19 protein-coding genes are annotated in these 26104 nt (G+C 74.3%); 4 read left to right on the top strand and 15 right to left on the bottom strand.

Features of this window, described 5'->3' with window-relative positions:
• Positions 1 to 59 precede the first annotated feature (59 nt).
• The 8 genes from ACH499_RS30845 to ACH499_RS30880 form a co-directional block, all read right to left on the bottom strand.
• Positions 60 to 1088 carry a transglycosylase family protein gene (locus ACH499_RS30845; RefSeq protein WP_399019974.1) on the bottom strand — a complete coding sequence of 343 codons (1029 nt, stop codon included), beginning with the start codon at positions 1086 to 1088 and terminating at the stop codon, positions 60 to 62.
• A gap of 143 nt (positions 1089 to 1231) precedes the next feature.
• A complete protein-coding gene (locus ACH499_RS30850) occupies positions 1232 to 2545 on the bottom strand; it encodes a cytochrome P450 (RefSeq protein ID WP_399019976.1) in 1314 nt (437 codons plus the stop codon).
• Positions 2542 to 3528, bottom strand: a complete 987-nt coding sequence (locus ACH499_RS30855; RefSeq protein WP_399019978.1) for a nucleoside triphosphate pyrophosphohydrolase — start codon at positions 3526 to 3528, stop codon at positions 2542 to 2544. The genes ACH499_RS30850 and ACH499_RS30855 overlap by 4 nt, the downstream gene beginning before the upstream one ends.
• A 105-nt stretch (positions 3529 to 3633) precedes the next feature.
• Positions 3634 to 4281, bottom strand: a complete 648-nt coding sequence (locus ACH499_RS30860; RefSeq protein WP_356198562.1) for a SurA N-terminal domain-containing protein — start codon at positions 4279 to 4281, stop codon at positions 3634 to 3636.
• Positions 4282 to 4428: 147 nt separating this feature from the next.
• Complete coding sequence (locus ACH499_RS30865; protein WP_399019981.1) at positions 4429 to 4650, bottom strand: hypothetical protein; 222 nt, start codon at positions 4648 to 4650, stop codon at positions 4429 to 4431.
• Positions 4651 to 4653: 3 nt separating this feature from the next.
• A complete protein-coding gene (gene pkaE / locus ACH499_RS30870; protein ID WP_399020035.1) occupies positions 4654 to 6165 on the bottom strand; it encodes a serine/threonine protein kinase PkaE in 1512 nt (503 codons plus the stop codon).
• Between the two features lie 17 nt (positions 6166 to 6182).
• A complete protein-coding gene (locus ACH499_RS30875; protein ID WP_399019983.1) occupies positions 6183 to 6929 on the bottom strand; it encodes a hypothetical protein in 747 nt (248 codons plus the stop codon).
• A gap of 124 nt (positions 6930 to 7053) precedes the next feature.
• Positions 7054 to 9087, bottom strand: a complete 2034-nt coding sequence (locus tag ACH499_RS30880; protein ID WP_399019985.1) for an N-6 DNA methylase — start codon at positions 9085 to 9087, stop codon at positions 7054 to 7056.
• 190 nt (positions 9088 to 9277) lie between these two features.
• Between ACH499_RS30880 and ACH499_RS30885 the strand changes: the two genes are divergently transcribed.
• Together ACH499_RS30885 and ACH499_RS30890 are read left to right on the top strand one after the other, a co-directional pair.
• On the top strand, positions 9278 to 9970 hold the full coding sequence (locus tag ACH499_RS30885; RefSeq protein ID WP_399019987.1) for a hypothetical protein: 693 nt from the start codon (positions 9278 to 9280) through the stop codon (positions 9968 to 9970).
• 146 nt (positions 9971 to 10116) lie between these two features.
• Positions 10117 to 10911 (top strand): hypothetical protein, encoded by a 795-nt coding sequence (locus tag ACH499_RS30890; protein ID WP_399019989.1) that lies wholly within the window; start codon positions 10117 to 10119, stop codon positions 10909 to 10911.
• Positions 10912 to 10941: 30 nt separating this feature from the next.
• On the opposite strand, the gene ACH499_RS30895 is transcribed toward ACH499_RS30890, so the two are convergent.
• Positions 10942 to 11685, bottom strand: coding sequence for an N-acetyltransferase (locus ACH499_RS30895; protein WP_399019991.1), 744 nt, complete (start codon positions 11683 to 11685; stop codon positions 10942 to 10944).
• A gap of 73 nt (positions 11686 to 11758) precedes the next feature.
• Positions 11759 to 12529 carry an HNH endonuclease family protein gene (locus tag ACH499_RS30900; protein ID WP_399019993.1) on the bottom strand — a complete coding sequence of 257 codons (771 nt, stop codon included), beginning with the start codon at positions 12527 to 12529 and terminating at the stop codon, positions 11759 to 11761.
• Between the two features lie 136 nt (positions 12530 to 12665).
• On the opposite strand from ACH499_RS30900, the gene ACH499_RS30905 reads away from it, so the two are divergent.
• Positions 12666 to 12863 (top strand): antitoxin, encoded by a 198-nt coding sequence (locus ACH499_RS30905; protein WP_399019995.1) that lies wholly within the window; start codon positions 12666 to 12668, stop codon positions 12861 to 12863.
• 107 nt (positions 12864 to 12970) lie between these two features.
• On the opposite strand, the gene mfd is transcribed toward ACH499_RS30905, so the two are convergent.
• The 3 genes from mfd to ACH499_RS30920 form a co-directional block, all read right to left on the bottom strand.
• The gene (mfd, locus tag ACH499_RS30910; RefSeq protein WP_399019998.1) at positions 12971 to 16513 is read right to left on the bottom strand and encodes a transcription-repair coupling factor; all 3543 of its coding nucleotides are present in this window, start codon (positions 16511 to 16513) and stop codon (positions 12971 to 12973) included.
• A 296-nt stretch (positions 16514 to 16809) separates the two neighbouring features.
• Entirely contained in the window at positions 16810 to 19374 is a 2565-nt protein-coding gene (locus tag ACH499_RS30915) for an ABC transporter permease (RefSeq protein WP_399020000.1), read from the bottom strand.
• Positions 19371 to 20159, bottom strand: coding sequence for an ABC transporter ATP-binding protein (locus ACH499_RS30920; protein WP_392834553.1), 789 nt, complete (start codon positions 20157 to 20159; stop codon positions 19371 to 19373). Before ACH499_RS30920 ends, ACH499_RS30915 begins: the two co-directional genes overlap by 4 nt.
• A gap of 479 nt (positions 20160 to 20638) precedes the next feature.
• Here ACH499_RS30920 and ACH499_RS30925 point away from each other — a divergent pair, with 479 nt between their 5' ends.
• A complete protein-coding gene (locus tag ACH499_RS30925) occupies positions 20639 to 22138 on the top strand; it encodes an MFS transporter (protein ID WP_399020003.1) in 1500 nt (499 codons plus the stop codon).
• Between the two features lie 187 nt (positions 22139 to 22325).
• Here ACH499_RS30925 and ACH499_RS30930 read toward each other — a convergent pair whose 3' ends face one another.
• Both ACH499_RS30930 and ACH499_RS30935 read right to left on the bottom strand, forming a co-directional pair.
• On the bottom strand, positions 22326 to 23210 hold the full coding sequence (locus ACH499_RS30930) for a cellulose-binding protein (protein ID WP_399020005.1): 885 nt from the start codon (positions 23208 to 23210) through the stop codon (positions 22326 to 22328).
• A 204-nt stretch (positions 23211 to 23414) separates the two neighbouring features.
• On the bottom strand, positions 23415 to 26102 hold the full coding sequence (locus ACH499_RS30935; RefSeq protein ID WP_399020007.1) for an SUKH-4 family immunity protein: 2688 nt from the start codon (positions 26100 to 26102) through the stop codon (positions 23415 to 23417).
• Positions 26103 to 26104 lie beyond the last annotated feature (2 nt).

A 26104-nucleotide genomic window follows, 5' to 3' on the forward strand; every position in this document is an offset into this window, starting at 1 on the left:
TCTGAGACCTATCTCTCACGTGATCCAAAACGGACATACAGGCTGAACCGTGACGCGAACTAGCCCTGGTTTTCGCCCGTTTCGCCCCCGACCGTGAGCGTCTGACCGGGCAGGATGTGGTCCGGGTCGGCTCCGACGACGTCCTTGTTGCCGTCGTAGAGCGCGCGCCATCCGCCGGTGACGTCAAGGGAGTCGGCGATGCCCCAGAGACTGTCCCCGGAACGGACCGTGTACGAGGCGTCCGTGAGGCCGCGTGCGCTGTCGTCGCCACGCGAGGCGTGCCGGCCCCAGGACTCGGCGGTGCGGCCGTCCGCGGGACTCTCCTCCGCGCTGCCGCCCCGGTGCCGGCCGGTCGCGGTCTCCTCGGTGCCGGTGCTCCCCGAAACGGAGCCGTTCTGCCCCGACTTGTCCGACTCCTCGCCCGCCGGGGCGGTCGCGCCGGCGCCGCCGGAGCCCCGCGTGGCGTCCGCGGCCGGGGCGTCCGGCGTGGCGGAGGTGCCCGATTCGGGAGTTTCCTCACTCTTGCCCGACGAAGCGTCAGGCGTCTCCGTGGCGGAGGGCGACGGCGACCGGGAGGCGGAGGGCGCGGGGGACGCTTCGGTGTCGGACCCGGCGGAACCGGCCGTGACGGACGGCTCGGCCGCGCCCGTGGTCCCCTCCTGTGCCGACGCGCCGTCATCCGGGGCCCCGCTGTCCCCCGTCGCGGTGCCGGAGCCGTTGCCCAGGCCCGCGAGCAGGCCGCAGGTGGGCCAGGCGACGATGCCCTGGTCCGCGAGCACCTTCTCGGCGACCGATATCTGCTGCGAACGGCTGGCCTGGTCGGCGCTGGACGCGAGGTCCAGACCGCCGTAGCGCTCCCACAGGTCCTGGGAGAGCTGGAGGCCGCCGTAGTAGCCGTTGCCGCTGTTCTGGCTCCAGGCACCGCCCGTCTCGCACTCGGCGACCCGGTCCCAGCCCGCACCGTCGGCCGCGTGCGCACCCGTGGCCCCCAGCAGAGGGATCGCGATGGCGGAGCCCGTCACTCCGGCGGCGACGACCAGAGCGGGGGCCTGGCGGGGGCGACGGTGACGACCGTTCCCGGAGAGCATGCGGCGACCTTTCCCGAGACAGCGATGACGGCGTGGCGGATGACGCTCGGCGCCACGCTGATCCGTGAAGGTATAGGCAGATGATCGCTTGTCACAAGTTCATGCCGCGCAGATCACGTGAAGATCACAGAGGTGAGCGCGTGTCACCTTTGCGGTGGCGACGGGGTCTTGTCCGGCGCCGAGGGGGCCTCGTCCGGCACCGGCGGGGCCGGGGTGAACGACACCGGCAGGGTGCGCAGCCCGCGCATGATGAGCCCGCCGCGCCAGCGCAGCTCGGCCGGATCCGCGGCCAGCTGCAGGTCCGGCAGACGGGTGAGGAGCGTGGCGAGCGCCGTCTGCCCCTCCAGCCGGGCGAGCGGGGCGCCGAGGCAGTAGTGGATGCCGTGGCCGTACCCCAGGTGCTGGTTGTCCCGGCGCGAGAGGTCCAGGGTGTCCGGGTCCGCGAAGCGCTCCGGGTCCCGGTCGGCCGCGGCCAGGACGACGAGCACGGGGTCTCCGGGGGCGATGTCCTGCCCGGCGAGGGTGAGCGCCTCGGTGGCGAAACGCCAGGTGGCCAGCTCCACCGGGCCGTCGTAGCGCAGGAGTTCCTCGACGCCCGTCTCCAGCAGCCCGCGCTCGCCCGCGGCCAGGGACGTCTGCAGCCTGGTGCGCTGCCCGGGGTGGGTGAGCAGGGCGTAGGTGCCGTTGCCGATGAGGTTGACCGTGGTCTCGAACCCCGCGAAGAGCAGGATGAAGGCCATCGCCGCGGCCTCGTTCTCGGTGAGGTGCTCCCCGTGGTCGGAGGCGCGGATGAGACCGGAGATCAGGTCCTCGCCGGGACCGGGCTCGGGCGGCAGCGCGGCGCGCTTGCGGTGGATCAGCTCGGCGAGGTAGCCCCGCATCTTCTTCACCGACCGCGCGACACCGCCCCGGGGCCCGCCGCCGTGACGGATCATCATGCCCGCCCAGTCGCGGAAGTCGTCCTGGTCCTCTTGGGGGACGCCGAGCAGGTCGCAGATGGCGTAGATGGGCAGCGGGAACGCGAACTCGTGGATGAGGTCGGCCGAGCCGGTGGCGGCGAACCGGTCGATCAGGCCGTCGGCCAGCTCCTGCACCCGGGGCGCGAACTCGGCGACGCGGCGCGGTGTGAACGCCTTGCTGACCAGCCGACGCAGCCTGGTGTGGTCCGGCGGGTCGATGTTGAGCAGATGCGTCATCAGCTCGGCCTTGCGCTCCCCCGGGATGCCGGTCCTGCCCTTGGCGTGGGCGGGCTCGTCGTGGTGCGCCGGGTTCTTGGACAGCCGCTGGTCGGCGAGGGCCTGCCGGGCGTCCGCGTACCGGGTGACCAGCCAGGCCTCCACCCCGCTGGGCAGCGTGGTGCGGTGCACGGGGGCGTGCTCGCGCAGCCAGGCGTACGCCGGGTAGGGGTCGCTCGCGAACTCCCAGGTGAACAGCTCGGGCGCGGGGCGCGCGGTCACCCCTCCACCTCCCTGATCGCGTCCCGGTACGCGCGGGCCGCCGCCCGCAGGGCCGCCTCCGGGTCCGTGCCCTCGGCCTCGGCTCGGGCCGCGAGGGCGAGCAGTTCGTAGCCGATCCCCTCACCCCGGGGCATGGGCACCTGAAGGCCGGCGGTGCGCACCCGGGAGGCCAGCTTGGCGGCGAGCGCGAGACCGGGCTGGCCGAGGGGGACGCCCTCGGTGACCGAGGTGCGGCGCTTCTCCTCGGCCTTGGTGCGCAGCCAGTGCTCCCTCACCTCCTCCGGCGTGGTCGCGCTCTCGTCGCCGAACACGTGCGGGTGGCGGTGGACGAGCTTGGCGACGATGCCGGCCGCCACGTCGTCGATCGAGAACGGCGCCTCGGTGTCCTCCTCGGCGATCCGGGCGTGGAAGACGACCTGGAGGAGGACGTCCCCGAGTTCCTCGCGCAGTTCGTCGCGGTCGCCGTCCTCGATGGCCTCGACGAGTTCGTACGCCTCCTCGATGGCGTACTTGGCCAGGCCCGCGTGGGTGCGGCGGGAGGACCAGGGGCACTCGGCGCGGATGCGGTCCATCACCTGGACGAGGTCCAGGAGGCGGGCGCCGGGCAGGTCGTAGGAGGCGGGCAGCAGCTCCAGCTCGGGCATGGCGACGCGGCCCGAGCCGGCGAGGCGGGCCAGGCCGTCGGTGAGGGCCGGCTCGCCCTCGCCGGTCGCGACGACCACCACCGTGCGGCCCCCGGAGCAGGCCTCGACCAGTTCCTCGGCGGCCGGGGACGCCTCCTCCACGCGTATGCCCGCCTCGCCCAGGTACGGAAGCTGGGGATGGGCACCGTCGGCGCACAGCACGCGGTCGGCCGTGCGCAGCGCCTGCCAGGCGGGCCAGGACAGCAGGCCGGGGGCGACGCGGTGGCTGGTGGTGAGCAGGACGATGCGGCCCGGGTCGGGGGCGGTGCCGTGAGCGGGGTCGGCGCTGGTTGCGTTCACTCTCCGAACGTAACGCACCCCGCCGGCCGGCCCGGGCGGCGGACGCCCGGACGCCCGGACCCCCGGACGCCCGGCCGTCCCCGGGGACGGCACCCCGCGGGTGCGCTACGCCGTCTGCTGGGTCCCGGCCGCGGTGATCTCCCGCACCCACGGCGTCTTCGCGTCGACGCGGCCGCTTTTCTGGACGTCCCAGGTGCCGTAGCGCGGGTTGAGGTCGACGTCGAGCCGCCGGGAGGACTCGGACAGGGCCTGCCAGAACTCGGGGCGGCTGGTGTCGGTGCCGAGGTGCTCGGCGAGCTTCTGGGCCTCGATCTGGAGGCGGAGGTTCTCGTCGAGCCGCCCGGGGGCGATGCCGTACTGCTGGAGCCAGACGTTCTCCAGCTCCTCGGCGCCTCCGGCCTGCTCCTCGAGGCCGGCCCGCATCTGCTGGACCTCCTTGCGGGTGACGGTCACGCCCGCGTCCTGGGCGGCGCGGTGCAGCACCCGGTCCAGGACCATGCCGTGCAGGGTGTCGCGGGCGAGGGTGCCGGTGCGGGCGACGACCTGCTGGTACTGGGTCTCGTCCGGGACGGCGGCCCGCTGCGCCTCGCGCACCTCGTCGACCCGGTTCTCGAGCTGGGCGACGGTGATCCGCTGGTCCCCCACGACGGCCGCCGCGCCGGGGTGCGCATCGTTGCCGCAGGCGGTGAGCAGGGGTGCCGCGGCGGCGATCGCGGCGGTGAAGAGGAGCGCGGTGCGACGGCGGCGGTGCAAGGAAACCTCCCGAGGAGATTGTGCGACGGTGCACAAGGTCTTGCGATGATCGATGGTAGGCAGTGGCCCGGCTCTGGCCAACCCATTCGACCAACGATTCACGGGGACTTCGGGCACCGCCGCGCCGCCGGGCGGACGGCCCGGCGGTCAGACGGTGGCCGCCGCCGGGCCGTCCCGGGCGTCGCGGTCCACGGTGATCGCGTGACCGCCGCGGGTCTCCTCGCTGTTCACCCTGTACGGGTGGCCGCGGCTGTGGCCGGTGTACTGGCCCGCTCCCCACGGCCAGTCGCCCGTGGCGGTGTTCCGGCCGTCCCACAGCGCGTGCCAGAGGCTGCCCGGCAGGGTCGGTGCGGTCCGGGCCGTGGGCAAGAACTAGCCGCGCACCTGGCCGAGCCACTGGAGCGTGCGCCGGATGTCGGCCGCGAGCGGGTGCCCGGGGCCGTGCGCGCGCTCCACGTCGTGCAGCAGCCGGGCCAGCGTCTCGTGGGCGGCGGCGCGGTCGCCGAGGGCGAGCAGCAGGTGGCCGATGCGGCGGCGGACGTCGTGGGCGAGGTCGGGGTCGCCCGCGACGTACTGGTTCTCGTAGTACGGCAGCAGGGCGCGGTACTCGGCGAGGGCCGCGGCCGGTTCGCCGAGCTGCTCCAGGCACTGCGCGGCGTCGTAGCGGTGACGCAGGGACTGGGGGTCGGCCTGGCCGGCCTCGGCGGCGCGTTCGTCGGCGAGGCGGCGCAGTTCGGGCAGGGCGCGGCGGTACTGCCCGTCGTCCATGAGGGTGGCGGCGTACTGCTTGCGCAGGGTGCGCACGACCGGGGAGCGTTCGCCGTGCTGTTCGGCGGCGGCGGGCAGGATCGCGCCGAGGATGTCGACGGCCTGGGTGATGCGGCCCTCGCCGAGGAGGCGTTTGACGTCGTCCACGGCGCGGGCGACGTCCGGCTTCCCGGCCTCGGCGACGGGCGGCGCGGGGGCCGGCCGGGGCGCGGGGGTGCGGGCGCGGTCGGGCCAGGGGGCGTGCGGGCGGACGAAGGGGCGGGTGGGGTCGAGGGGGCCGCCGGTGGGCATGCCGGGCGCGGGCAGCAGCAGGGCCAGGTCCTCGTACACCTCCTGGGCGGAGGCGGGCCGGTGCTGGGGGTCCTTGGCGAGCAGGCGCAGCACGAGCGCTTCCAGCGCCTCGGGGACCTCGGGGCGTATGCGGCGCACCGGCAGCGGCGGCTCGTACAGGTGCCGGTGGAGCACGCCGAGGGCCGTGGATCCCGCGAACGGGACGTCGCCGCTGAGGAGTTCGTGCAGCAGGACGCCGAGCGCGTACAGGTCGGTGTACGGGCCGACGGCACCGCCCATGGCCTGCTCGGGGGCCATGTAGGCGGGCGAGCCGATGGGGGTGCCGGTGTGGGTGAGGCGGGTGGTGTCGGCGTCCATGACGGAGGCGACGCCGAGGTCGAGGACGGTGACGGTGCCGTCCTGCTTGACCATCACGTTGCGCGGCTTGAGGTCGCGGTGGACGATCGGCACGGCGTGCACGGCGCTGAGGACGGCGCAGAGCTGGGCGGCGACCGCGACGGCCCACTGCCACGGGTACGGGTCGTGCTCGGCGAGGTGGTCGGAGAGGTCGGCGCCGTCGACGTACTGCATGACGAGGAACAGTTCCTCGCCCTCGCTGCCCGCGTCGTGCACGGTGACCAGGCCGGGGTGGTCGACCTGGGCGGTCACGCGGCACTCGCGCACGAAGCGGCGGCGCAGTTCGTCGGCCTCCTGCCCGGCCATCTTGTCGGGGCGCAGCAGCTTCACCGCGACGCGCCGGTCGAGCCGCTGGTCGTACGCCGTCCAGACCTGTCCCATGCCGCCCTGGCCGATGAGCGTGGACAGCTCGTAGCGGCCGGCGACCACACGTCCTGTCGCCACGGTCACCTTCCGCCCTCGTGGCCGTCGTGCCTGCGGAGGTAGTCGCTGAGCTCGTCGAGTTCGGCGCGGACCTGGTCGATGCGGGCGGGCGCGGGGGTGTGCGGAGGCGGGGCGGGCGCGGGTGCCTGCGCCGCGGCGGGCGCGGGTGCCGGGGGCATCGGCGGCGGGGTGTGGAGGGACTGCTGGGGCCCCACGGGCCCCTGGGGCATCGCCGCTTGCCGGGGCGCCAGCGGCTGCTGGGGCACGAGCGGCTGCTGGGGCGCGAGCGGCTGCTGGGGCGCGAGCGGCTGACGGGCCGTCTGCGGGACGGTGGTCGCCGTGTACGGGGACGCCACGGGCTGCGGATAGCCGTAACCCGGCGCCGGGACCGGCGGGACCGGCTGCGGGGCGTAACCGGCGCCGTAGCGCAGCTGGTGGAAGTGGCGGACGTCGGCGGAGAGGTAGTACGCCATCGCGGCCACCAGCGTGCCGAACAGCAGGCCCATGCCCGTCCAGCCGGCCGGGGTGTGGATCTCGTCGCCGGGTTCGCTGCCGACGAGGACGAGCGCGATCGCGTCCGCGGTGAACGCGGCGGCGAACAGGCCCCAGTCCAGGGCCCTGCGCGTGACGATCGCCAGGCGCAGCAGCATCGACCAGGCGAGGATGCCGATGGTCAGGACCGAGAGGGCCACGAACAGCACGCGCAGGAAGACGAGCCAGCCCGTGGGGGGCGGCGGCTTCACCGGCTGCGGGTAGCCGTGGCCATGCATGGCTTCTCCTGGTACCTGGGACGTGGACCGACGTGTCGGCATCGAGCGTATAGGCCGACACGGACGAACGGTCCCGGGTTGTACCGAACCGTTGTCGTGCTGGTCACTTCCCTTGCCCGCGAGGTCAGTCGGGCGCGACCGTGCCGTCGGTCAGCCCGTCGTACAGGCCGCGCACGAGCTGGTCGCCGAGGCGGCCCGCGAGCCTGACGGCCCGTTCGAACTCGTCCAGGGCGCGGAAGCGGGCGCCGTAGCGCCGCTGGGCCTCCAGCGGCAGCCGCGGGAGCTGGAGACGGCGCACGTCGAGCCGGGTGGCGGTGGACGCGTAGCTGCTGGCCTGGCGGTTGTTGGCGGTGCCGCGCAGGAACCCGGCGAGGAACCAGGCGTCCAGCGCGGCCGGGTCGGGGCGCAGGAGGACCAGGTTGCGGCCGAGGGCGGCGCCGGCGGCGGCCTCGTCGACCACGCGGGCCACGGAGTCGCCGCCGAGGACCGGCAGGACGACGTCCCCCTGTTCGGTGAGCACGGGTTCCTCGTCGCTCTCCGGGAGGGTGCCGGAGGGGGCGGTGCCGGCGAGGACGTCGAGGTCGGTGAGGACGGGGACGCGCGCGTGGCCGCCGTTCGTGCCGGTGCGCATCAGCAGGGCGCCGCCGCGGGCGAGTTCGCCGACGGTGGTCAGCGGCCAGCGGGGGGCGGGACGCGTGGTGTCGGCGGGGGGCGGGGTGAGCCCGGTGGCCAGGCGGAGGGTCTCGCCGAGGCGTGCGCGGACGTCCGCGAGCTGTTCGGCGCCGTCGGCGGCCGTGGGCGGCGGCAGGTGGCGGGCGGGGGCGAGGTCGACGTCGTCGTCGAGGAGTTCGATGACCGGCAGGGAGCGGGCCAGACCCGGGCGTTCGTCGAGGTGGCCGGAGCCGTCGAAGTCCCGCCAGGCGTCGAGGACCGCCTCGCGCACGGCCCGCCAGTCCGGTCCCCCGCGCCCCTCCCCGGCGAACTGACCCACGTCCGCGAGCAGCACCTCCGGCTGCGCGGGCGCCTTCTCGGGCCGGCGCAGCACCCACAGGTGGACCGGGATGTTGTACGGCGGTGCCGCGCCCACCGGCAGCGTGACGACGGCCCGCAGCGCGCCCCGGCGCAGCAGGTCGGCGCGGATGCGCCGGCCCGAGCGGCGGGAGGCGGCGGCGGGCGGCATGAGCAGGACGGCCGTGCCGCCGTCCCTCAGCCGGGCGAGCGCGTGCTGCACCCAGGCCAGCTCGGACTCGGTGCGGGCGGGGAAGCCGTACTCCCAGCGGGCGTCGTAGGCGAGTTCGTCGTGGCCCCAGTTGCGCTCGTTGAAGGGGGGGTGGCACAGGACGGCGTCGGCGCGCAGCTCGGGGAAGGCCTCCGCGCGCAGGGTGTCGCCGGCGGCGATGCGCACGGCGGCCGGAGCGCTCAGGGCGAGCCGCAGCCCGGTGAGCGCGGCGAGTTCGGCGGCGCTGTCCTGGCCGTACAGGTGCGTGCCGGGCCGGGAGTCGACGGCGCGCAGCAGGGCGCCGGTGCCGCAGGCGGGGTCGAGCACGGTCCGGGCGGGGCCGGCGAGTTCGGCCATCAGGTCGGCGAGGGGGGTGGGGGTGAGCGTGTACTGGCGCGGGTTGGCGTCGAGGTGCCTGCCGAGCAGGAACTCGTAGGTCTGGCGCGCGCCCTGGCCCGCGGCGAGTTCGGCGGCGCCGCGCAGCAGCGGGACGGAGAGCAGCAGGCGGGGGCTGATCGGGGTGGCGACCGTGCGGCCGGGGTCGGCGCCGAAGCGGGGGGTGAGGACCTGGTCGAGGGCGGCGGGCAGCAGGGCGGCGAGGCGCTCGTCGGAACCGGCGGACAGCTCCAGCCAGTCGGTGGGCCGGTCGTGGATGAGCAGGAGGACGCAGCCGGCGTGCGCCAGGGCGGTGACGGGCCCGTCGGGGTGACCGGCGAGCTGCTGCCAGACGCGTTCGCGCAGGGGGACCTCGGCGAGTTTGCCCTGGGCGCGCAGCCATGCCTCGACCTCGGCGAGCGCGAAGGAGGGGCTGGTCTCGGTGCCGCCGACGGGTTTGGGGAAGTCGCCGTGCCGGCGGCGCCAGTTGCTCACGGCGGCCCTGCCGACGCCGGCGAGCCGCGCGATCCCCGCGGCGGTCACCTCTGTGCTGTCGTCCTGCACCGTTTCCGACCCCCGTCCTGGCTTCCGTGTGGTGCCGATCATACCGACGGGGATGCGATACGGAGATTCACAGCGTGTATCGACCGTTCACTGTGAATCGTGTTGACTCGGTTCACAGACTCTGTTCTTATTGACCTCGCCAACGAGCAACCGCCGGCAGGGCGGTCGCCGCACGGGAGGGGACACAGTCATGGGCATGAAGGGCAAGGTCGCGCTGGGCGCCGTCGTGGGGATCGTCGTCATCGCCGCCGTCTCGGCGAACTCCGGCGACGGCGACGGCGGCTCCGACGGCAAGGGCTCTTCGGCATCCGCGCAGCAGTCCGGCGGCTCGAAGGACGGCGGTTCGGCGGGGGGCTCGGACGGGGCGAAGGCCGCGGAGAAGAAGGCCGCCTTCGAGGGGGACGGCGACTTCGAGGTCGGCTCGGACGTCAAGCCCGGCACCTACCGCACCACCGGCAACTCGGACGGCATGTGCTACTGGGAGCGTGCCAAGGACGCCTCGGGCGAACTGGACTCGCTGCTCGCCAACGACAATGTGAGCGGCACCGGTTACGTCACCGTCAAGGCCACCGACAAGTTCTTCAAGTCGAACGGCTGCAACGACTGGGAGGCCGTCGACCCGAAGGCGAAGGGCGACCCCGCCTCCGAGATGGCCGGCGACGGCGGCATGTTCGCGGTCGGCACCGACATCGCCCCCGGCACCTACAAGTCCACGGGCAACACCGACGACTCGTGCTACTGGGAGCGGAGCAAGAACGCCGACCACTCGCTCGAGTCGATCCTCGCCAACGACAACGTGTCCGGCACGGGGGTCGTGAAGATCAGCGCCTCGGACGCCTACTTCAAGACGGTCGGCTGCGAGGACTGGCAGAAGACCGGCTGACCCGACGCGTCCGCCCCGCCGGTCCACCGCACCCCGGGCCCCCGGGCCCCGCACCACCGCACCACCGCACCACCGCACCACCGGACCGTCGCACCCGGCGTACCGGCCGGTCCGTTCATCACCACCAGTGTCACCAAGGAGTCCTCATGCGGCGCACCACGCTCGTCGCCCTCTGCCTCATGGCAGCGACCACCGCGAGCCTCACCGGCTGCCAGTCCGGCAAGGACGGCGACGGCGGTGGCGGCGGGGCGGCCGCCGCGACCGCTTCGGCGACCGCGAAGGCTTCCGCCGAGCCGTTCGCCGGCCTGTCCGGCGACGAGATCGCCGACCGGGCCCTGGAGGCCACCACCGGGGCGCGTTCGCTGCGCATGACGGGCGACGTCCCCGACGACGAGAGCGGCGGCACCATCCGGATCGACATGGCCCTGGACCGGCAGGGCGAGTGCGCCGGCACGATGAGCCTGGACGGGCAGGGCGAGGCCGAGCTGATCAAGACCGGTGACACGCTCTACATGAAGTACGACGAGCGGTTCCTTCGGGCACAGAGCGAGGGCGAGCCGAAGGCCGACACCGACGCGGCCGTGGCGCTGCTGGCCGGACGGTGGACCAAGACGTCCGCCACCGGCCAGGACGCCGAGGACATGACGGGCTTCTGCGATCTGGACACGATGCTGGACGACGCGGAGGGCTCCGGCAGCACGGACGTGACCCGCGGCAGGACCACCACCGTCGACGGCACGCCCGCGATCGTCCTGCACGAGAAGGACGGCACGGACCGCAACACGCTGTACGTGGCCACCGAGGGCGAGCCGTACCTGCTGCGCTTCGAGAGCGCGTCCGAGAAGGACCCCGGCGCCCTCACCTTCAGCGCGTACGACGAGCCGGTGGGCGCCAAGGCACCCACCGGGAAGGTCCTCGACCTGGACGCGCTGACCGGCTGAGCGGCCGTACGGCACCGGCCGGGGGCGTGGTCACAGCCGGTGCCGCATCCAGACGTTGGGCTCGACGTACACCGCGCAGTCGCGTTCCGGTTCGCAGCGCACCGGGACCAGGGCGCCGGGCACCTCGACGTCCCCGGCGGTGTCGAAGGGCAGCCCGGTCCAGCCGCGCCACTCCTCCAGTGACGCGGCGACGGTCATCGAGGCCGGCGCCACCGAGTCGAGGGTGGCGCCGGCCCTGGCGTGCACGCGCAGCCAGGGGTCGTGCGGCAGGCCGTCGGGGCGGACGCGGCGCGCGTACTCCTCGACGGGGGTGTGCGGTTCGAGGTGCTTGGCGCTGGGACGCACCGGCGCGACGACCTCACGGAACCCCCGGGCGCGGGCGTTGTCGCGCATGGCCACGAGCATCCGGGCGGACAGCCCGCGGCCCTGGGCGTGCGGGGCGACGACGACCGATATCGCGCTGACGGTGTCGGGCGCCACGCCGTGCCGCAGGTCGGAGAAGGCCCAGGTGAGGACCTCGTCCCAGCCTCGGGCGGGCAGCCGTCCGCGCCCCTCGGCGTCGAGGGCGAAGGGCACGCTGTGCGCGTGGGCGACGACCTCGCCGTGCTCGTCCTCGGCGAACTGCACGTACTCGGGCAGCTCGGCGGCGATCCGCGGATAGTGGGCGTTGCCCACGAGGTCGTTGACCGTGAAGGCCGGCCAGCTGTCGGCCATGCCGAGGACGCGCTCCGCCATCCCGGGGCGCTCGGCGAGGCTCGAAATCGTCAGCTCCATGGGCTCACCGTAGGCAGGGCGGCGCACCCGGCAAACCGCTTTTCTCCCGGGCGGGCGGCTGGTACGGCCCCGCTCAGCCGCCGCACTGACGGAGCATCGCCTGCCGGTCCGGCGCGGTCACCGCCAGCTCGTACTTGACGGCGACCTGGGCGAACCGGACGGCGTACGCGCACCGGATGCCCTTGCTCGGCGGCAGCCAGGTCGCCGGACCGGCGTCGCTCTTGGCCGAGTTGGCCCGGCCCTCGACCGGCAGGAGGTTGAGCGGGTCGTTCGCGAGCTGCCTGCGCTTGCTCTCCGGCCACCGCGAGGATCCCAGCTGCCAGCTGTAGGACAGCGGCACGACGTGGTCGATCTGGACCTCGCTAGCCTTCTGCTTGCGCCACTCGATGGTCGTGCCCGTGTACGGGTCGTGCAGGGTCATGGCGACGACCACGCAGTTCGAGCCGGAGCGGAAGCGCACGTCCCGGCCGTCGCGCCGCAGCAGGTCGTTTCGCGTGTCGCAGCCGTTCCTCGCCAGCGGCACACCGTCGGCGGTGTCCATCCAGGCGTAGCCGAACTCGTCGCGGTCGTAGCCGGTCCTGGGGCCGCGCCCCTTGGTCTTCAGCGACTCGATGAGCTCGCGGGCGCTCGCCCGGTCCGTGTCGCCCGTGACCGGGGCGAGGCCGGGCCGGGTGCCGTCGGGGTTGCGCAGGGGACTGACGGCCCCCGTGGAGGCCGGTGCCTCGGCGCCGCCGCCCGTCGCAGGGGCGCCCTCCCCCTCCAGCCCCTCGCACCCGGTGACCAGCGCGAGGGCGAGGGCCGCGCCCGCGGCCCATCGGGTGCCGATCCTGCCGTGCCGCCTCATGCGCGCCCCTCCCCTTGCCGTAACGCCACCACCACGGTAGCGAGCCAGAGGTTCAGACCACACCGGACCTTTGTTGGGCATACGGGGCACAACTGGCGTACGGTCGAAAGTGAGTCACGTCTCGGAAGGAGCTCGCATGGGCATCCTCGACAAGATGAAGAGCATGGCCGGCAAGGACAAGGACAGGTCACGCAAGATGTCCGACGCGGCCGAGCGCCAGGTCAACGAGAGGACCGGCGGCACGTACGAGAAGCAGGTCGACGCCGCGCAGCAGCGGGCCGAGGACCAGCTCGGTCTCGGCCGCGAGCGGGGCGACCGGCCGGAGCAGCGGTAGGCGCGCTCCTTCGAACCGCACCGCGCACAGGGAAGCCGTCCACGGAAAAGGGATCCGCGGACGGCTTCTTCGGCGGTCCCCCGGCAGGGGCGACCGCCGGGGAGAGGCTACGAGCCCAGGATCGAGGTCAGGAACTCCCCCACCCACGCCAGCAGTTCCCGCCCGACGAGCGGCTTGCCGCCCACCTTCGCGGTCTTCGGGCGCGGCACCAGCACCTGGTGGGCGGGCGTCTTGACGACCGTGCCCGGGTACAGCCGCTTGAGGCGAAGCTCCTGCGACTCACGCAACTCCACCGGTGCGAAGCGGATGTTGTTGCCCTGGAGCACGATCTCGCCGACCCCGCAGGCCCGCGCCAGCATCCGCAGGCCCGCCACCAGCAGCAGGTTCTCCACCGGCTCCGGCAACTTGCCGTAGCGGTCGACCAGTTCCTCCCGTACGGCCTTGATGTCCTCCTCGCTGTTCGCGGAGGCGATGGAGCGGTACGCCTGGAGGCGCAGCCGCTCGCCGGGGGCGTAGTCGTGCGGGACGTGCGCGTCGACGGGCAGCTCGATCTTGACCTCGAGCGGCGGCTCCTCCTCGACCCCGCCCTCCAGGGAGGCCCGGTAGTCCGCGACGGCCTCGCCGACCATCCGCACGTACAGGTCGAAGCCGACGCCGGCGATGTGGCCGGACTGCTCGCCGCCGAGCAGATTGCCCGCGCCGCGGATCTCCAGGTCCTTCATCGCCACGTACATGCCCGCGCCCATCTCGGTGTGCTGGGCGATGGTGGCGAGCCGCTCGTGCGCGGTCTCGGTCAGCGGCTTCTCCGGCGGGTAGAGGAAGTAGGCGTAGCCGCGCTCGCGGCCCCGGCCGACCCGGCCGCGGAGCTGGTGGAGCTGGCTGAGGCCGAAGTTGTCGCCGCGCTCCACGATCAGGGTGTTGGCGTTGGAGATGTCGATGCCGGACTCCACGATGGTCGTGGAGACCAGCACGTCGAACCGCTTCTCCCAGAAGTCGACCACGACCTGTTCCAGGGCCTGTTCCGACATCTGGCCGTGGGCGGTGGCGATCCGCGCCTCGGGGACGATCTCCCGCAGCCGGGCGGCGGCCCGGTCGATGGACTCGACGCGGTTGTGGATGTAGAAGACCTGGCCCTCGCGCAGCAGCTCGCGGCGGATGGCGGCGCCGATCTGCTTCTGCTCGTAGGGGCCGACGAAGGTGAGCACCGGGTGCCGCTCCTCCGGCGGGGTGGTGATCGTCGACATCTCGCGGATGCCGGTGACCGCCATCTCCAGGGTGCGCGGGATCGGGGTCGCGGACATCGTCAGCACGTCGACGTTGGCGCGGAGCTTCTTGAGCTGCTCCTTGTGCTCGACACCGAAGCGCTGCTCCTCGTCCACGATGACCAGGCCCAGGTCCTTGAACTTGGTCTCGGAGGAGAAGAGCCGGTGGGTGCCGATGACGACGTCCACCGAGCCCTCGCGCAGGCCCTCCAGGACGGCCTTGGCCTCGGCGTCGCTCTGGAAGCGGGACAGCGCCCTCACGTTCACCGGGAACTGCGTGTACCGCTCGCTGAACGTGCCGAAGTGCTGCTGCACCAGCAGGGTCGTCGGGACGAGCACGGCGACCTGCTTGCCGTCCTGCACGGCCTTGAAGGCGGCGCGGACCGCGATCTCCGTCTTGCCGTAGCCGACGTCGCCGCAGATCAGGCGGTCCATGGGGACCGTCTTCTCCATGTCCTCCTTGACCTCGGCGATGGTGGTGAGCTGGTCGGGCGTCTCCGCGTAGGGGAACGCGTCCTCCAGCTCGCGCTGCCAGGGGGTGTCGGCGCCGAAGGCGTGGCCGGGCGCCGCCATCCGCGCGCTGTAGAGCTTGATCAGGTCGGCGGCGATCTCCTTGACGGCCTTCTTGGCGCGCGCCTTGGTCTTGGTCCAGTCGGCGCCGCCCAGCCGGTGCAGGGTGGGCGCCTCGCCGCCGACGTACTTGGTGATCTGCTCGAGCTGGTCGGTGGGGATGTAGAGCCGGTCGCCGGGCTGGCCGCGCTTGGCCGGGGCGTACTCCACCACCAGGTACTCGCGGGTGGCGCCCTGCACGGTGCGCTGCACCATCTCGATGTAGCGGCCCACGCCGTGCTGCTCGTGGACGATGTAGTCGCCCGTCTCCAGGGTGAGCGGGTCGATGGTCTTGCGGCGCCGGGCGGGCATCCGGGCGCCCTCGCGGCCGGCGGCCTTCTGGCCGGTCAGGTCGGTCTCGGTGAGGACGGCGAGCCTGAGCGCCGGGTCGACGAAGCCGTGGTCGATGGAGCCGCAGGAGACGTGGACGACGGACGGGGACAGTTCGCCCAGGTCGTTGTCCAGGCGGGCCGCGATGCCCTCGCCGCCCAGCACCTCGACGGTGCGGGAGGCCGGGCCGTGGCCCTCGGTGACGTAGACGGCGCGCCAGCCGTCGGAGAGCCAGCCCTTGGTGTCGGCGAGGGCCCTCGCGGTGTCGCCGCGGTAGGTCTCGGGGGCGCGCATGCCGAGCTTGAGGGTGTCCGAGTCGTCGTCCGGCGTCAGCGCCTCGTCGGCGGCGAAGGGCGACACCGACCACCACATCATGTCCAGCTCGCGGGCCCGGGCCCGTACGTCCGCGAGGGACCACAGGGAGGCCGCGTCGACGTCGATGGGCGCCTCGCCGCCTCCCGCGGTGGCCGCCCAGGACGCCTGGAGGAACTCCTGGCTCGTGGCGACCAGGTCGGCGGCGCGGGTCCGCACCCGCTCGGGGTCGCAGACGACGGCCATGGCGCCCTTGGGCAGGACGTCGAGCAGCAGCTCCATGTCGTCCACGAGGACGGGCGCGAGGGACTCCATGCCCTCCACGGCGATGCCCTCGGCGATCTTGTTGAGCAGTTCGCCCAGCTCCGGGTGCTCCTCGGCGAGGGCGGCGGCCCGCTCGCGGACCTGGGGGGTGAGCAGCAGCTCGCGGCAGGGCGGGGCCCACAGCCCGTGCTCGGCGATCTCCAGGGAGCGCTGGTCGGCGACCTTGAAGTAGCGGATCTCCTCGACGTCGTCGCCCCAGAACTCGATGCGCAGGGGGTGTTCCTCGGTGGGCGGGAACACGTCGAGGATTCCGCCGCGCACGGCGAACTCGCCGCGCTTCTCCACCAGCTCGACGCGGGCGTACGCGGCGGCGGCGAGGGCCTCGACGACCTCCTCCAGGTCGGCGCTCCGGCCGGTGCGCAGGGAGACGGGCTCCAGGTCGCCCAGGCCCTTGACCTGCGGCTGGAGCACGGAGCGCACGGGTGCGACGACGACCGAGACCGGGCCGGTCTCCGGGTCGTCGGGGCGGGGGTGGGTCAGGCGCCGCAGAACGGCGAGGCGGCGGCCGACGGTGTCGCTGCGCGGGCTGAGCCGCTCGTGCGGGAGGGTCTCCCAGGAGGGGTACTCGACGACGCCCTCGGGCGGCAGCAGGGAGCGCAGGGCCGCGGCCAGGTCCTCCGCCTCGCGGCCCGTCGCCGTCACCGCGAGGACGGGGCGGCTCGTCTCGCGGGCCAGCGCGGCGACCGCGAAGGGGCGGGCCGCGGGCGGGCCGATCAGATCGACGTGCATGCGGTTGCCGTCGGCGGCGGCGGTGATCGCTTCCGCGAGGGCGGTGTCCTTGACTACGGCGTCGAGCAGACCGTGCAGGCTCATTCGGGGCGCTTTCCGTCCGGGGATGTACAACACGACGGGCCCGACGCGCGCTGCGGGCCGGGGGTTCTCCAGCGTACGTCGCCGCGCGGGCGGGCGCCGGGGGCTGTGGACGACGCCCCGTCCGTCGACGGGTGCCCCGGCGTGCGGCCCGCACGCCTCGGGCCCTCGCCCACGCCCCGGCTCCGTGGGCCGGGGGTCGTGGCGTCGCGCGGGCAGCAGTGAGCCCGGTGCCGGAGTCCCTCGGGACTCCGGCACCGGGCTCCCCCCGCAACCCCCGTGTGCGGTGGTCGTGGGTGTCAGTCCGTGGCGATGGCGTTCAGGACGTTCATCCGGCCGGCCCGGAAGGCCGGGATCAGGGCGGCGAAGAGGCCCACGAAGGCCGACCCGACGAAGACGCCGATGATCGTCGGCCAGGGGATGTCCAGGACGTTCAGTCCCTCCAGGGCGAGCAGCTTCTGGGCCGTGGTGCCCCAGCCCATGCCGAGCCCGAGGCCCAGCAGGGCGCCGAAGAGGGCGATGACCACGGACTCCAGCCGGATCATCCGGCGCAACTGGCGGCGGGAGAGGCCGATCGCCCGCATCAGGCCGATCTCGCGGGTCCGCTCGACCACCGACAGCGCGAGGGTGTTCACCACACCGAGCACCGCGACGATGATCGCCAGGGCGAGCAGGCCGTAGACCATGTTCAGGAGCTGGCCGACCTCGTCCTTGAGCTCCTGCTTGTAGTCGGTCTGGTCCCGCACCTGGTACTGCGGGTACTGGTCCAGCGACTTCTTCATCGCCGCGTACGCCTCGGCCTCCTGGCCGTCCTTCGCCTTGGCGAACATGATCAGGTTCGGCGGGACGCGGTCGGCAGGCAGGTAGGTGCGCAGCGTCTCGATGGCGAGGTAGCGGGCGCCCTGGTCGATGGCCGTGCTGTCGTCGGTGATGGCGGCGACCTTCAGCTTCGCCGTCTCGCCGCCCTTGAAGGCGACCGAGATCGTGTCGCCGACGCGCACCCCGTGCTCCTCGGCGTAGTCGGAGCCGACCGACATGGCGCCGGGGCCGTAGGCGTCCGCCAGGTCACCGGCGATGGTCGGGCGGCGCACGTCCTGCGCGTACGTCGGGTCGGCGGCGGTCAGACCGTCGTCGTCCTTCTCGCCGTCGGGCGAGGTCAGCGTGGCATCGACGACCTTGTAGCGGGTGACGTGCTCCAGGCCGGGCGTGTCCATCAGCTGCTTCTCGGCCTGCGGCACGATCCGCTGGTTGCCCTCGACGATGAAGTCCGCGCCGACCGTCTTGTCCAGCTCGCTGGTGGCCGAGGCGACCATGGAGGAGCCGACCACCGACAGGCAGGCGACGAGGGCCAGGCCGATCATCAGGGCGGCACCCGTGGCGCCGGTGCGGCGCGGGTTGCGCAGGGCGTTGCGCTCGGCCATGCGGCCCACCGGGCCGAAGGCCCGCAGGAGGACCGCGCCGAGCACCCGCACGACCGCGCCGGCCAGCAGCGGGCCGATCACGACGAAGCCGATCAGGGTCAGGACGACGCCCAGGCCCAGCAGCGACGCGCCGTCGCTCGCCTTGTCCGCCGAGCCGGCCCCGTACAGGGCGGCGGCGCCGGCGCCGGTGAGCACCAGGCCGGTCAGGCCGCGGATCCAGCCCGCCTTGCCGTCGGCCGGCGTACCGGCGTCGCGCAGGGCGGCCATCGGGGAGACCTTGCCCGCGCGGCGGGCCGGCAGGTAGGCGGCGAGGACGGTGACCACGACGCCGAGGAGCAGGCCGACCGCGGGCGTCGTCGCCTTGACGGTCAGGTCGTCGGTGGACAGGTTCATGCCCGCGGCCGACATCAGCTTCATCAGGCCGACGGCGATCCCGACACCGGCCGCGACGCCGAGGATCGAGCCGACGACGCCGAGCAGCAGGGCCTCGACCAGCACCGAGCGGTTGACCTGCTTGCGGGAGGAGCCGATGGCCCGCATCAGGCCGATCTCGCGGGTGCGCTGGGCGACCAGCATCGAGAAGGTGTTGATGATCAGGAAGATGCCGACGAGGAACGCGATCCCGGCGAAGCCGAGCATGGCGTACTTGATGACGTCCATGAACTCGCCGACGTCCTTGCGGTTCTCGTCGGCGGTCTCCTTGGCGGTCTGGACCTTGTAGTCGCCGCCCAGGGCCTCGGTGACGTTCCGCTTGAGCTGCGCGTCGGTGACGCCGGAGGCGGCGGTCAGGTTGAGCTGGGTGAAGCGGCCCTCGGAGCCGAGCAGTTCGCGCTGGGCGGTCGGGGTGTCGAAGTAGACGACGGCCGCGCCCGGGTTGGTGACGGTGAAGGAGGCGATGCCGACGATCCGCGCCGTGAAGTCGCCGGTCTGCGCGATGGTGCGCAGCTCGTCGCCGATCTTCAGGTCGTGCTTGTCGGCGGTGTCGGAGTCGATCATCGCCTCGGTCGGGCCGCGCGGGGCGTGCCCGGAGGTGATCTCCATCGACCTGAGGTCGTTCTTCGTCCAGTTCCCGGCGATCGTCGGGGCGCCGCTGGTGGCTCCCACGTTGTCGTTGTCCCGGTCGACGACGGTGACGTTCATGGACGCGATCGCGCCCTCGGCGGACTCGACGCCCTCGACGGAGCGGACCCGCTCCAGCGTGGACGCGGGAAGCGACTCGGGCACACCGCTCTGCGGGGTGTCCTCGGCCTTGGCGTCCTTCGGCCCGACCGTCACGTCCGACGAGGTGACGGCGAACAGCTTGTCGAACGTCGTGTTCATGGTGTCCGTGAACACCAGCGTGCCGCACACGAACGCCACCGACAGCAGTACCGCCACCGCCGACAGCGCCATGCGGCCCTTGTGCGCGAAGAAGTTGCGCAGGGAGGTCTTGACGACGGTCATGACGTACGCCCCCGGGCGTCGAAGTCCTTCATGCGGTCCAGGACGGCGTCCGCGGTCGGCTTGTACATCTCGTCGACGATCCGGCCGTCGGCGAGGTAGAGCACGCGGTCGGCGTAGCTGGCGGCGACCGGGTCGTGGGTGACCATGACGATGGTCTGCCCCAGCTCGTCCACCGACCGGCGCAGGAAGCCCAGCACCTCGGCGCCGGCGCGCGAGTCGAGGTTCCCGGTGGGCTCGTCGCCGAAGATGATCTCGGGCCGGGCGGCCAGGGCACGGGCCACGGCGACGCGCTGCTGCTGCCCGCCGGAGAGCTGGGTGGGCCGGTGCTTGAGGCGGCCGGCCAGGCCGACGGTCTCCACGACCCGGTCCAGCCACGCCCGGTCGGGCTTGCGGCCGGCGATGTCCATGGGCAGCGTGATGTTCTCGATCGCGTTCAGCGTCGGCAGCAGGTTGAACGCCTGGAAGATGAAGCCGATCCGGTCCCGGCGGAGCTGCGTGAGCTTCTTGTCCTTCAGGCCGGTGATCTCGGTCTCGTCGAGGTAGATCTGCCCGCCGGTGACGGTGTCCAGGCCGGCCAGGCAGTGCATCAGCGTGGACTTGCCGGATCCCGAGGGCCCCATGATCGCGGTGAACTGGCCGCGGGCGATGTCCACGTCCACGTGGTCGAGGGCGACGACCCGGGTCTCACCGCTGCCGTAGGCCTTGACGACCTGCCGCGCCCGCGCGGCGACGGCCGTACGCCCTCCAGTGCTCCCGTGCCGGGGAATGGTTACGGCCGATGTCATGTCAAGTCTCCTATGTCGGTCATCAGATGAGCCGGGTGGTGCCCGCGGTACGCGTACCGCTCGAAGTCCGCTGTGCCTGTGCCGCTGCCGCCGGGGCGCCGGAGCCCCGTCCGTCACCCCATGAGTCTGGCCCGGGCCGGGGGCCGGGCGCGCTGGTGCCCGGCACCGTCTTCTACGGGGGAAAACCCCACCCCCCGGGGTCCGGTTCGCCGCCCCCCAGCGGCGTGAAGCCAGATTAAGGACGCGCCGGGCCCCTTCTCGTCCTCCGTCGGTACGAACCCTCCCCGGGCCGTAGTACGGAGGTACCCCTAGGGGCAGTCCGCCCCCGGGGGGAGCTTCCCTCGGGGTCGGTCTCCTCCTCCCGGCGCACCGAGCCTCCACCCTCCCGCCGCGTCAGGCGCAAGTGGCAAGCTGGTCCCGGCAGATGGATGCACGGGGCACGCACTCTGGCCCCGGGCGAGGGCGAGGGGAGGCCCGGGGTGGGCGGCACCGGATCCGCGGTACGCGAGGCGGTACCGGGCGGCGGAACGGACCGGCGCGGTGCCGTCGTCGCCGCGCTGATGCTGTCGATGGCGCTGCCGGCCCTGGACTCGACCATCGTGTCCACCGCCGTGCCGCAGATCGTCGGCGACCTCGGCGGCTTCTCCCTCTTCTCCTGGCTCTTCTCCGGCTATCTGCTGGCCGTCACCGTGACGCTGCCCGTCTACGGCAAGCTCTCCGACACCTTCGGCCGCAAACCGGTGCTGGTCGCGGGCGCGGCCGTCTTCCTCCTCGGCTCGCTGCTGTGCGCGCTCGCCTGGAACATGGCCGCCCTGATCGCGTTCCGCATCGTGCAGGGGCTGGGCGGCGGTGCCCTCCAGGGCACGGTGCAGACCCTCGCCGCCGACCTGTACCCCCTCGAGGAGCGCCCGAGGATCCAGGCCCGGCTGTCCACCGTGTGGGCGGTGTCGGCGGTCGCCGGGCCGGGACTCGGCGGGGTGCTGGCCGCCTACGCCGACTGGCGCTGGATCTTCCTGATCAACCTGCCGATCGGCGCGTTCGCCCTGTGGCTGATCGTCCGTCACCTGCACGAGCGGCCGCGGGAGACGGCGTCGCGGGGGCGGCCGCGCGTCGACTGGGCGGGCGCGCTGGCCGTGTTCGCGTGCGGCGGGGTGCTGCTGACCGCGCTGGTGCAGGGCGGGGTGGCCTGGCCGTGGCTGTCGGTGCCGTCGCTCGTCCTGTCCGGGGCGGGGCTGGTGCTGCTGGCGGCCGTGGTGGTGATCGAGCGCCGGGCGGCTGAGCCGATCATCCCCGGCTGGGTGTGGCGGCGCCGCACGATCGCCGCGGTGAACCTGGGGCTCGGCGCGCTGGGCGTGCTGATGGTGGCCCCGACCGTGTTCCTGCCCACGTACGCCCAGTCGGTGCTGGGCCTCGCGCCCGTGGCCGCCGGTTTCGTGATGTCGGTGTGGACGCTGACCTGGCCGCTGGCGGCGGCGCTGAGCCAGCACGTGTACCGCAGGATCGGCTTCCGCGACACGGCGCTGCTGGGCATGGGCGCCGCCGCCCTGCTGCTGTCCGCCTTCCCCCTGCTGCCCCATCCCGGCCGGGCCTGGCAGCCGATGCTGCTGATGCTGGTGCTCGGTGCCGCGCTCGGCCTGTTCCAGCTCCCGCTCATCGTCGGCGTGCAGTCGACGGTCGGCTGGTCGGAGCGCGGCACGGCGACCGCGTCGGTCCTCTTCTGCCGCCAGACCGGGCAGACGGTCGGCGCGGCCGTCTTCGGCGCGGTCGCCAACGGGGTGCTGGCCGCACACCTCGGCGGGGCGGGCGACCTCGACTCGGTGACCCGGGACCTGGACTCGGGCGCCGCCGGGGAGACCGTGCGCCGCGCCATCGCCGAGGCCGTCGACGCGGTCTACCTGGGGGCGGCCGGGGCGGCGACGCTGGGGTTCCTGGTGCTGCTGGTGGTCGCGCCGCGGAGGTTCCCGGTGCTGAAGGACTGACCAGGACTCTCGAAGCGGGGGGCCGGCCGGCAAGCGCCCCGGGACGGCGCGGGGGCGGCCGACGCCGGGTCGCCTCCCCCCGCCACGCGGGAGCCCGGGCCGCCCGTGCGGCCGGGAGGCCGCGCCGCGTGCGGCGGTCCCGGGTGCCGGCGGGCGCAGCCGCTCCCCGGAGCCGGCCCGCGGGGCGTCAGTCCGCCGCGCGGCCGGTCAGCGCGCCCAGCCTGCCGCGTACCGAGGTGATCTGCTCCTGCACCTCGTCCCAGCGCTCCCCGTGCTCGCGCAGCACCCGCTCCGTCTCCCGCGCGATCCGCTCCGCCCGCGCCCGAGCACCGGCGACGATCTCCGCCGCCCGGGCGCGGGCCTCCTCCGGACGGTGCCCGGCCGACTCCTCGGCGTCGGCCAGGGCCCGCCGCGCCCCGGCCAGCTTCCGTTCGGCGTCCGCGATCAGCTCCTCGTGGCGGGCGTCGAGGGCGGCCGCCCGGCCGGCCTCCTCCCGCTCGGCGTCCGCCCACCGCGCGGCGTGCTCGGCCGCCTGCTCGTCGAGGAGCGCGGAGGTGCGCGCCCGCGCCTCCCGCAGCACGGACAGCGCCTCCCGGCGCCCGGCGCGCACCTCGCGCCGCGCGGTGATCCGCACCTCGTCGGCCCGCGCACGCGCCGCCGACAGCCGGCGCCCGGCCTCCTCGTCGGCCTCGGCGCGTACGGCGTCGGCGTGGGCGCGGGCGGACTCCCGCACGCCGGCCGCGTACGCCCGCGCCTCGTCCACCAGTCCCTGCGCCGCGCGCCGTGCCCCCTCCCGCACGGCGTCGGCCTCCTCCTGACCGAGCCGGAACAGGAGCCGTGCGCGCTCCCCGAGCGTCTCGTACGTCTGCGGGGCGAGCCCCGCCGCCGTCTCGCGCAGCGCGGCCAGTGCGGCCTCCATGTCGCGGGCCAGCACGGTGAGCCGCGCGACGCGCTCCCAGGCGGCGTCACGCTCCCGCGACAGGGCCTCGGCACACGCGTCGACCTGGCCGGGACGGTAACCGCGCCCCCGTACGGTCACGAAGCCGTGCCACGACACCGATGCGCTGCTCATGCCGGAACCCCTGTTTCGCCCGATCCAGACCTCCGCGATGTCCGGACATCTTTACGGATCGGACGTTAAGCCGCATAACGCGACACTCCGCGCACACCGACGGCACCCGGCGGCCCCTTCGCGCCGGGAACGCCGACGGGCCGGGCCGGTCCCCCGCCCGGGGCGACCGGCCCGGCCCGTCGGACCGCGACGCGTGTCAGCGCCTCACAGCAGCCCGTCCCACATCTGCTCCAGCAGCACCGACCACCAGCTCTCCGGCGAACCGAGCGCCGCCGCGTCGATCGAGGCGAGCTGCGCCTGGAAGTCCACCGTCCAGCGGCCCGCCTGCTCCTGGTTCAGCCCGAACCTGAGCCGCCACATCCGGCCCAGCAGCGCCAGGCAGCGCGCGAACTCCGGCAGCCCCGTGTTCACGAACTGCGGCGGCACCGGCGCACCGCCCGGCCCCGCCTCCACCGGCACCGCCACGATCGCGGCCGTGCCGTACTGCACGCAGATCGCCCGCCCGAAGTCGCTGCCCACGACGAGGTACGAGCCCGCGTCCGAGGCCGGCTGCACCCCCCGCTCGGCGGCCAGCTCGGCCAGCGTCGGCACCGGACGGCCCGGCTGGGCCTGCGCCCAGAAGAACGGGCCCATGTCCATCGGCAGCCCCGCCGCCACCAGCGTGTGCGCCACGACCGGCGGCACGCCCTGCCGGGACACCGCGGCCTGCTCGAACCGGAACACGCCCGGCCCGAACGCCGCCGCCAGCTCCTGCGCGACGGCCTCCGGCGGGACCGGCGGCGCCGGCTGCACCTGCGGCAGCGGCGCCCGCACCGGCGCCGGACGCGCCGGACCGTCGGCCACCTGGTGCAACTCGCCCTGATGCGCCAGCAGTTGCCGCATGCCCTGCTGCCGGCTCGCATGGTCCGTGCCGTACGGCGCGATGGACGTGATCCGCGCCTGCGGCCACTGCTCCCGGATCATCCGCGCGCAGTACGCGCCCGGCAGCTCGCACGACTCCAGCTCGGTGTGCAGCTCCAGCACCTGGTCCGGCGGCACGTTCATGGCGCGCAGCTCGTGGAAGATCTGCCACTCCGGGTGCGGCGTACCCGGCGCGGAACGCCGGATGAGCTGCTGCTCGGAACCGTCCTGCGCGCGGTAGCGCAGCACGGCCTGGTACCCCGGGCCGACCGTCGGCAGACCGGCCGGCGGCTGCGGAAACCCGGGCGCCGCGGCACCCGGAGCACCCGGAGCGCCCGGCGGCTGCGGCGGGCCGGGCACCCCCGGAGGGGCGGGCGGCGGAGGCACACCGGGGCCGCCCACCGAGGGCGCGGCCAGCACCGTCTGCGCGTGGTGCACGGCACCGCGCGGCCCCCCGGCGGAGCCCTGCGGGCCGGCAGGGGCGGGAGGCGGCGGCGTACCGGGCCCCCCGGGCACGGGCGGAGCGGGAGGCGGCGTACCGGGCGCACCCGGAGCGCCCGGCGGGCCGGGAGGCTGCGGCGCCCCGGCACCGCCCGGCCGGCCCGGGTCGGCCAGCATCGTCGCGGCATGGTGCACCCCGCCCGGGGGCGTCCCGCCGGGGGCGTTCGGCGCGGGCGGCACACCCGGACCGGCGGGACCGGCGGGACCGTCCGCCACCCCGGGACCCTCGGGGCCGAGGGACGACACCATCTGCGTCGGTACGTAGGCACCCTGCGCCGGAGCCGGCGGCGCGGCGGGCGGCGGCGTACCGCCCGGCCGCGCGCCCGGCACGCCCGGAGGGGCCGGCGGAGGCGGCGGGGTCGCCCCGCCACCGCGCTTCGGCGGCGCTGCCTTGCTGGTCGCGGCGTCGGCGATGTCGCCCGCGTGCGGCGCGAGCGGCCGGGCCGGCGTGGCCGGACCCTCGGACGGACGCGGCGCGTTCCCCCCGGGCGCGCCCGGCGCGGCACCCGGCGGCACGGGAGCCGCGGGCGGCATGGGCGGCGTCGCCTCCGGGGCGTCGATCGCCGGCGCGAGCGCCGTCGGCGGAAGCCCGCTGCCGCCCGACATCAGCGCGGTCTTGGCGTCCGGCGTCACCGACGGCGGCGGCGTGTCGCCGACCTCGCCCAGCGGCGGCGCGAACACCGTCTCCGGCAACGGCACGGAACGGTCCTCACCGGTGTCGGCGTTGGTGTCCGTCCCCGCCCACGGGGTCGCCCCGGCGGGCGCGCCCTGCGCCCCGAGGGCACCCGCGCCCGGCGCGGAGGCGTCACCGGCACCCGCCCCGGCAGCGGGCCACGCGGCACCACCGCCCTGCGCGGGGGCACCGGCGGCGGGAGCCGACGGCCCGTCGGAAACGTCCGGCGCCGCAGGCACCGACGACCCGGCGGGCCCGGAAGCCCCGACGGAAGCAGCGGCCGCGGAAGCACCGGATGTCCCCGGAGCGTCCCCGGCACCCCCGCCGGAATCCGCGGCGGCCGCCGCCGGCACCCCGGCCCCCGTCCGGGCCGGCTCCTCCCCGGCACCTCCCCGCGTCCCGCCCGCGTCACCACCGCCGTCACGCTCACCGCGCCGGTCCGGGATGCCCAGCTTGTCCGCCGCCTCCTGCAACCACTCCGGCGGACTCAACAGGAACGACGTCTGGTTCAGGTCCACCCGCGCCGCAGGCGCCGGCGCCGGCTCCTCCACCGCCTCGAGACGGCCGTACTCCTCCTCGTACCGGCGGATCACCTCACCCACCGCCAGCGCCGGCCACAGCGTCGCCTCACCGCTGTCCCGCGCGATCACCAGCCGCTGCGCGCCCCCGTCCGAACGCGGCCCGTCCGCACGGTCCTCCGCCCACACCACGAACCCGAGCCCGAACTCCCGCACCCGCACCTCACGGTGCTGGTACGCCGGCACATCACCGTTGATCCACTCTTCCGCGCGCTCCTGCGCCTGCGCGAACGTCACCATCG

Origin of the sequence: Streptomyces sp. NPDC018947 (genome assembly GCF_044390505.1) — a bacterium.
In the GTDB taxonomy this organism is placed as follows: Bacteria; Actinomycetota; Actinomycetes; order Streptomycetales; family Streptomycetaceae; genus Streptomyces.

Excerpts from the sequence above, each read along its gene's own strand:
- ACH499_RS30845 (WP_399019974.1), bottom strand. The coding sequence starts at position 1,088 with ATGCTCTCCGGGAACGGTCGTCACCGTCGCCCCCGCCAGGCCCCCGCT.
- ACH499_RS30875 (WP_399019983.1), bottom strand. The coding sequence starts at position 6,929 with ATGCATGGCCACGGCTACCCGCAGCCGGTGAAGCCGCCGCCCCCCACG.
- ACH499_RS30885 (WP_399019987.1), top strand. The coding sequence starts at position 9,278 with ATGGGCATGAAGGGCAAGGTCGCGCTGGGCGCCGTCGTGGGGATCGTC.
- ACH499_RS30890 (WP_399019989.1), top strand. The coding sequence starts at position 10,117 with ATGCGGCGCACCACGCTCGTCGCCCTCTGCCTCATGGCAGCGACCACC.
- ACH499_RS30895 (WP_399019991.1), bottom strand. The coding sequence starts at position 11,685 with ATGGAGCTGACGATTTCGAGCCTCGCCGAGCGCCCCGGGATGGCGGAG.
- ACH499_RS30900 (WP_399019993.1), bottom strand. The coding sequence starts at position 12,529 with ATGAGGCGGCACGGCAGGATCGGCACCCGATGGGCCGCGGGCGCGGCC.
- ACH499_RS30905 (WP_399019995.1), top strand. The coding sequence starts at position 12,666 with ATGGGCATCCTCGACAAGATGAAGAGCATGGCCGGCAAGGACAAGGAC.
- mfd (WP_399019998.1), bottom strand. The coding sequence starts at position 16,513 with ATGAGCCTGCACGGTCTGCTCGACGCCGTAGTCAAGGACACCGCCCTC.
- ACH499_RS30915 (WP_399020000.1), bottom strand. The coding sequence starts at position 19,374 with ATGACCGTCGTCAAGACCTCCCTGCGCAACTTCTTCGCGCACAAGGGC.
- ACH499_RS30920 (WP_392834553.1), bottom strand. The coding sequence starts at position 20,159 with ATGACATCGGCCGTAACCATTCCCCGGCACGGGAGCACTGGAGGGCGT.
- ACH499_RS30930 (WP_399020005.1), bottom strand. The coding sequence starts at position 23,210 with ATGAGCAGCGCATCGGTGTCGTGGCACGGCTTCGTGACCGTACGGGGG.
- ACH499_RS30935 (WP_399020007.1), bottom strand. The coding sequence starts at position 26,102 with ATGGTGACGTTCGCGCAGGCGCAGGAGCGCGCGGAAGAGTGGATCAAC.